3 protein-coding genes and 1 rRNA gene are annotated in these 6,000 nt (G+C 64.9%); 3 read left to right on the top strand and 1 reads right to left on the bottom strand.

All coding sequences use genetic code 11. The features are described from left to right. The first annotated feature begins 81 nt into the window (after positions 1 to 81). Entirely contained in the window at positions 82 to 1,605 is a 1,524-nt protein-coding gene (gene araA / locus H623_RS0101095) for an L-arabinose isomerase (RefSeq protein WP_022899101.1), read from the top strand. Positions 1,606 to 1,985: 380 nt separating this feature from the next. Here the strand turns inward: araA and H623_RS0101100 are convergent, their stop codons facing one another. Continuing rightward, positions 1,986 to 2,579: a TetR/AcrR family transcriptional regulator gene (locus tag H623_RS0101100; protein ID WP_022899102.1), complete on the bottom strand. Its 594-nt coding sequence runs from the start codon at positions 2,577 to 2,579 to the stop codon at positions 1,986 to 1,988. A 61-nt stretch (positions 2,580 to 2,640) separates the two neighbouring features. On the opposite strand from H623_RS0101100, the gene H623_RS0101105 reads away from it, so the two are divergent. Continuing rightward, positions 2,641 to 3,693, top strand: a complete 1,053-nt coding sequence (locus H623_RS0101105) for a zinc-binding alcohol dehydrogenase family protein (RefSeq protein WP_022899103.1) — start codon at positions 2,641 to 2,643, stop codon at positions 3,691 to 3,693. Between the two features lie 611 nt (positions 3,694 to 4,304). Then, positions 4,305 to 5,836 (top strand): 16S ribosomal RNA (locus H623_RS0101110). Positions 5,837 to 6,000: the final 164 nt, after the last annotated feature.

Genomic DNA, 6,000 nt, shown 5'->3' on the forward strand with positions numbered 1-6,000 from the left:
ACGACCCGATCCGACCAGACAGCTTCTCCACCGGCCCGAACCATGCACTCGGGCCCACACCATGTACAGAAAGAACGATCCATGACTCGCACACCGCTGACCACCTCTCTTGACTCTTATGAGGTCTGGTTCCTCACCGGAAGCCAGCACCTCTACGGCCCCGAGACCCTCGCGCAGGTCGCCGATCAGTCGCGCGCGATCGCCGACCGCCTCGGTGCCGCCGACGACGTGCCGGTGCGCGTCGTGTGGAAGCCCGTGCTGACCGGCTCGGACGAGATCCGCCGCGTGATGCTCGAGGCGAACGCGGACGACTCCGTGATCGGCGTCATCGCGTGGATGCACACCTTCAGCCCCGCGAAGATGTGGATCGCAGGCCTCGACGCGCTGCAGAAGCCGTTGCTGCACCTGCACACGCAGGCGAACGTCGAGCTGCCGTGGGCCGAGATCGACTTCGACTTCATGAATCTCAATCAGGCGGCGCACGGCGACCGCGAGTTCGGCTACATCCAGTCCCGGCTGGGCGTGCCGCGCACCACGGTCGTCGGACACGTCAGCGATCCCGCGGTGAGCGGCCGCATCGGCACCTGGACGCGCGCTGCCGCCGGGCTCGCGGCATCCCGCTCTCTCAAGCTGGCTCGGTTCGGCGACAACATGCGGTTCGTCGCCGTGACCGAGGGCGACAAGACCGAGGCCGAGCACGTGTTCGGCGTGCAGGTGAACACGTGGGGCGTGAACGAGCTCGCGGATGCCGTCGCGCAGGCATCCGAGGCAGAGATCGACGCGCTCGTGGCCGAGTACGAGGAGCTCTACGACGTGGTGCCCGAGCTGCGCCGGGGCGGGGAGCGGCACCAGTCGCTGCGTGACGGCGCCGCGATCGAGCTGGGGCTGCGCTCGTTCCTCGAGGAGGGCGGCTTCGGGGCGTTCACCACGAATTTCGAGGATCTCGGCGCGCTCAAGCAGCTGCCGGGCCTCGCGGTGCAGCGGCTGATGGCCGAGGGCTATGGCTTCGGCGCCGAAGGCGACTGGAAGACCGCCGTGCTCGTGCGCATCGCGAACGTGATGGGCGCGGGGCTGCCGGGCGGGGCATCCCTGATGGAGGACTACACGTACGACCTGACCCCTGGGCAGGAGCGCATCCTCGGAGCACACATGCTCGAGGTGAGCCCGTCGCTCAGCACCGCGAAGCCCACGTTGGAGATCCACCCGCTGGGAATCGGCGGCAAGGACGACCCGGTGCGTCTGGTCTTCAACGCGGATGCCGGCCCCGCCGTGGTCGTCGCCCTCTCGGACATGCGCGACAGGTTCCGCCTCACGGCGAACGTGGTCGAGGTGGTGCCGCCGACGCAGCCGTTGCCGAAGCTGCCGGTGGGCCGCGCGGTCTGGGTGCCGGAGCCCGACTTCCGCACGTCCGCCTGGGCCTGGCTGCAGGCCGGCGCCGCCCACCACACCGTCATGTGCAGCACCGTGGGACTGGATGCCTGGGAAGACTTCGCACGCATGTCCGGCACCGAGCTGGTCGTCATCGACGAGCACACGCGTCCCCGGGAGTTCGAGCAGCAGCTGCAGTGGAGCGCCGCGTACTACCGGCTCGCCCGCGGGATCTGAGCCCGACGACGAAGGGCGCCGCACGGCGCCCTTCGTCGTGTCTGGCGGCTGGCGCGTCTGCGTCTGTGGCCAGCGCGTCCGGGGCTCCGGCGTGTCTGGCGGCCGGCGTGTCTGGCCGCCGTCGACTCTGGGCGCGGTCGGCCGCCGGCGCGTCTGCGACTCCGGCCGTCCCGTCAGCGTCTCCGGCCGGTGCTTCTACGTCTCCGGCCCGTGCGAAAACAGCAGCGATCGCGCTCTCGCCGCGAAAACAGCAGGATTTCTGCTCTTTCGGGCGACAGTTGCTGTTTTCGCGCCGGCCGGATGCCGGCGGAGGCTGCAGCGGTGGCGTGGCGCGCCGGTGGCCTGGCCGCGGCGGCGGTCTGGTGGAGGCGGTGTGGCGGCTACAGCGCGCGGATCGAACCCGAGAGCACGAGCGCGACGGTGTCGTCGACGATCGCGTCCGCCTGTGCTCGGGTCGCTCGCCCCGAGGCGACGAGCGTGGCCGCGCCCTGCACCGTCGCGGACCACAACAGCGAGATGCGCTCGACATCCGCCTCCTCGAATGCCCCGGCGGCGACGCCGGCGTCGATCACTCCGCGAACCGCGAGGAACAGCCGCCCGGCCGCCCGTTCGATGGCCTCGGATGCCTCGCCCACCTTGCCCGTGAACATCACCTCGAGCAGAGCGGCGTTGCCGATCGAGAAGTCGAGAGCGGCGTGGGCGGTGCGGCGCAGCCGACTCCTGTAACTCGTCGATCGACGAGTGGATGCCTGCTCCACCACCTCCGCGAACCGCACGAATCCGCGCTCGGCCAGCGCATCGAGTAGCGCGGCTCTGTCGATGAAGTGACTGCGGGGTGCGCCGTGGCTCACTCCGGCCTCGCGGGCGAGTTCGCGCAGGGAGAGTCCCGCGACCCCACGCTCGCGCAACCTGACCTCGGCCTGATCGAGGAGCACGGCGCGCAGGTTGCCGTGATGGACCGGGCGATCGGACATGCGGGCATCCTAACAAGTACTAGACATTGACTAGGTACTAGACAGTGTCTAGCATGCAGTCATGGAATCTCGCGCCCCCACCAACCGTGCGCTGTGGCTGTTCAAGCCCGGCCGGCGCTTCACCGTGGGCGCCGCCCCCTACACGAGCCCCGGCCCCGGGGAAGTCGTCGTCCGCGCCCGTGCCGTCGCGGTCAATCCGGTCGACAACCTTCCGGCGCTCGGTTATCGCATCGCGCTGCCATGGCTGACCTTCCCCACGGTCATCGGAGGAGATGTCGCCGGCGACATCGCGGCAGTCGGCCCGGGCGTCACCCGGTTGCGCGTCGGCGACCGGGTGCTCGGCATGGCGGCCGGCACCGAGAAGAACCGGAACCGGCCGGCCGAGGGGGCCTTTCAGCACTACGTGGTGTTGATGCAGAATCTTGTCTCGCCGATCCCCGACGACATGCCCTACGAACGGGCCGCCGTGTTGCCGCTGACCCTTTCCACTGCGGCATCCGGTCTGTTCCAGGAAGACCAGTTGGGCCTCGAGCTGCCGCATGTGCCGGCTGCCGAGCGCGACGAGGTCGTCGTCATCTGGGGCGGCTCTACGAGTGTGGGAAGCAATGGCATCCAACTCGCACGCAACGCGGGCTACCGTGTGGTCACCACCGCGTCGCCGCGCAACTTCGAGTACGTGCGCTCACTCGGCGCCTCAGCGGTGGCCGATTACCGAAGTCGCACCGCGGTACACGAGACGTTGGATGCCATCGGTCGCGACAGTCTCGCCGGTGTCCTCGCCATCGGGGCCGGCTCGCTTCGACCGGCGCTGGCCATCGCGTCCGGGGCCCGCGGCCGCCGTCGCGTCGCCACGGTGAACCTCGGCCTGGCGGAGCGACTGCGTGCGCGTCGAGCCAGCGGCGTGCGCCTCGGCCTCGTCTGGGGCGGCACGCTGAAGGACAACGGCGTGGGGGAAGCGATCTACGGTGACTTCCTGCCGCGCGCCTTGATCTCCGGCAGCTATCGGAGCGCGCCTGAGGCACGGGTCATCGGCACGGGCCTCGAGGCGATTCCCGAGGCGCTGAGCGTGCTGAAGAACGGAGTCTCGGCGAGGAAGCTCGTCGTCACTCTCTGAGTCACGAGCGGCGGCGGAAGCACCGTCTCCCAGGCTCCGAGGAGGGGTCGCAGTGGCCCCGAGAACGTGCCACCCCCACCCCCGGAGAAGGCGCCGCGACCGCCTCGAGAACCGGCCGCGCCGGCGCCCCGAGAAGGCGCCACGCCCGGGATCCGGGGCCGATTTGCACCACTCGGCCACGACCCGTAAAGTACTTACTTGTCACCCCAAAGGTGCGGAAAGTCCGAAGGGCTTCCGGCCTCAAGCGGGACCGCTCCTCAGCCGAAGAGCTACTCCACTCCGTGGAGAGAACCACTGGTCTGAGGGCGAACGTCCTCAACGTACAGCACTGTCGGCTTTGAGCTCGACAGGATGCTTGCGTTCGGTGACACGGAAAAGTTACCCCGACAAGTAGATCTGCGGATCGATGGTCGGGAGTGTCCGATCCTTGAGAACTCAACAGCGTGCACAATGTTCAATGCCAATTAACCTCGGCACTGATGGCGGCCTTTTTTGGTTGTTGTTGGTGCGAGATTCCTTTTGGTTAGATATTTTGAATGTCAGTTTGATATTCGATCTAGTCAGACAAACTCGCCTTCTTCCAGGTTTTGCTTGGTTGGGGGTAATCATTTTTTATGGAGAGTTTGATCCTGGCTCAGGACGAACGCTGGCGGCGTGCTTAACACATGCAAGTCGAACGATGATCCTTGGAGCTTGCTCTGGGGGGATTAGTGGCGAACGGGTGAGTAACACGTGAGTAACCTGCCCTTCACTCTGGGATAAGCGCTGGAAACGGCGTCTAATACTGGATATGACCCGCACAGGCATCTGTTGTGGGTGGAAAGATTTTTTGGTGGGGGATGGACTCGCGGCCTATCAGCTTGTTGGTGAGGTAATGGCTTACCAAGGCGACGACGGGTAGCCGGCCTGAGAGGGTGACCGGCCACACTGGGACTGAGACACGGCCCAGACTCCTACGGGAGGCAGCAGTGGGGAATATTGCACAATGGGCGCAAGCCTGATGCAGCAACGCCGCGTGAGGGATGACGGCCTTCGGGTTGTAAACCTCTTTTGGTAGGGAAGAAGCTTTTCGTAAGTGACGGTACCTGCAGAAAAAGCACCGGCTAACTACGTGCCAGCAGCCGCGGTAATACGTAGGGTGCGAGCGTTGTCCGGAATTATTGGGCGTAAAGAGCTCGTAGGCGGTCTGTCGCGTCTGCTGTGAAATCCCGAGGCTCAACTTCGGGTCTGCAGTGGGTACGGGCAGGCTAGAGTGCGGTAGGGGAGAATGGAACTCCTGGTGTAGCGGTGGAATGCGCAGATATCAGGAAGAACACCGATGGCGAAGGCAGTTCTCTGGGCCGTAACTGACGCTGAGGAGCGAAAGCGTGGGGAGCGAACAGGATTAGATACCCTGGTAGTCCACGCCGTAAACGTTGGGCGCTAGATGTGGGGACCATTCCACGGTTTCCGTGTCGCAGCTAACGCATTAAGCGCCCCGCCTGGGGAGTACGGCCGCAAGGCTAAAACTCAAAGGAATTGACGGGGGCCCGCACAAGCGGCGGAGCATGCGGATTAATTCGATGCAACGCGAAGAACCTTACCAAGGCTTGACATACACCAGAACGCCCTAGAAATGGGGTTCTCTTTGGACACTGGTGAACAGGTGGTGCATGGTTGTCGTCAGCTCGTGTCGTGAGATGTTGGGTTAAGTCCCGCAACGAGCGCAACCCTCGTTCTATGTTGCCAGCACGTGATGGTGGGAACTCATAGGAGACTGCCGGGGTCAACTCGGAGGAAGGTGGGGATGACGTCAAATCATCATGCCCCTTATGTCTTGGGCTTCACGCATGCTACAATGGCCGGTACAAAGGGCTGCGATGCCGTAAGGTGGAGCGAATCCCAAAAAGCCGGTCTCAGTTCGGATTGAGGTCTGCAACTCGACCTCATGAAGTCGGAGTCGCTAGTAATCGCAGATCAGCAACGCTGCGGTGAATACGTTCCCGGGCCTTGTACACACCGCCCGTCAAGTCATGAAAGTCGGTAACACCCGAAGCCGGTGGCCCAACCCTTGTGGAGGGAGCCGTCGAAGGTGGGATCGGTGATTAGGACTAAGTCGTAACAAGGTAGCCGTACCGGAAGGTGCGGCTGGATCACCTCCTTTCTAAGGAGCATGTGGCATCCCGTTGGGGGTGTCCAGAGGCCAGTTCCGGAGCGGATGTCTTCGGCTGGTTGCTCATGGGTGGAACATGGACATTGGTGCGTAGCTGAACGGCGCGCGACCTAGTACGGTCCCTTCGGGGATCTGGAACGGTTCGGGTCGGGGGG

This window comes from Humibacter albus DSM 18994 (genome assembly GCF_000421825.1).
Classification (GTDB): Bacteria; Actinomycetota; Actinomycetes; order Actinomycetales; family Microbacteriaceae; genus Humibacter; species Humibacter albus.

Excerpts from the sequence above, each read along its gene's own strand:
- H623_RS0101105 (WP_022899103.1), top strand. The coding sequence starts at position 2,641 with ATGGAATCTCGCGCCCCCACCAACCGTGCGCTGTGGCTGTTCAAGCCC.
- araA (WP_022899101.1), top strand. The coding sequence starts at position 82 with ATGACTCGCACACCGCTGACCACCTCTCTTGACTCTTATGAGGTCTGG.
- H623_RS0101100 (WP_022899102.1), bottom strand. The coding sequence starts at position 2,579 with ATGTCCGATCGCCCGGTCCATCACGGCAACCTGCGCGCCGTGCTCCTC.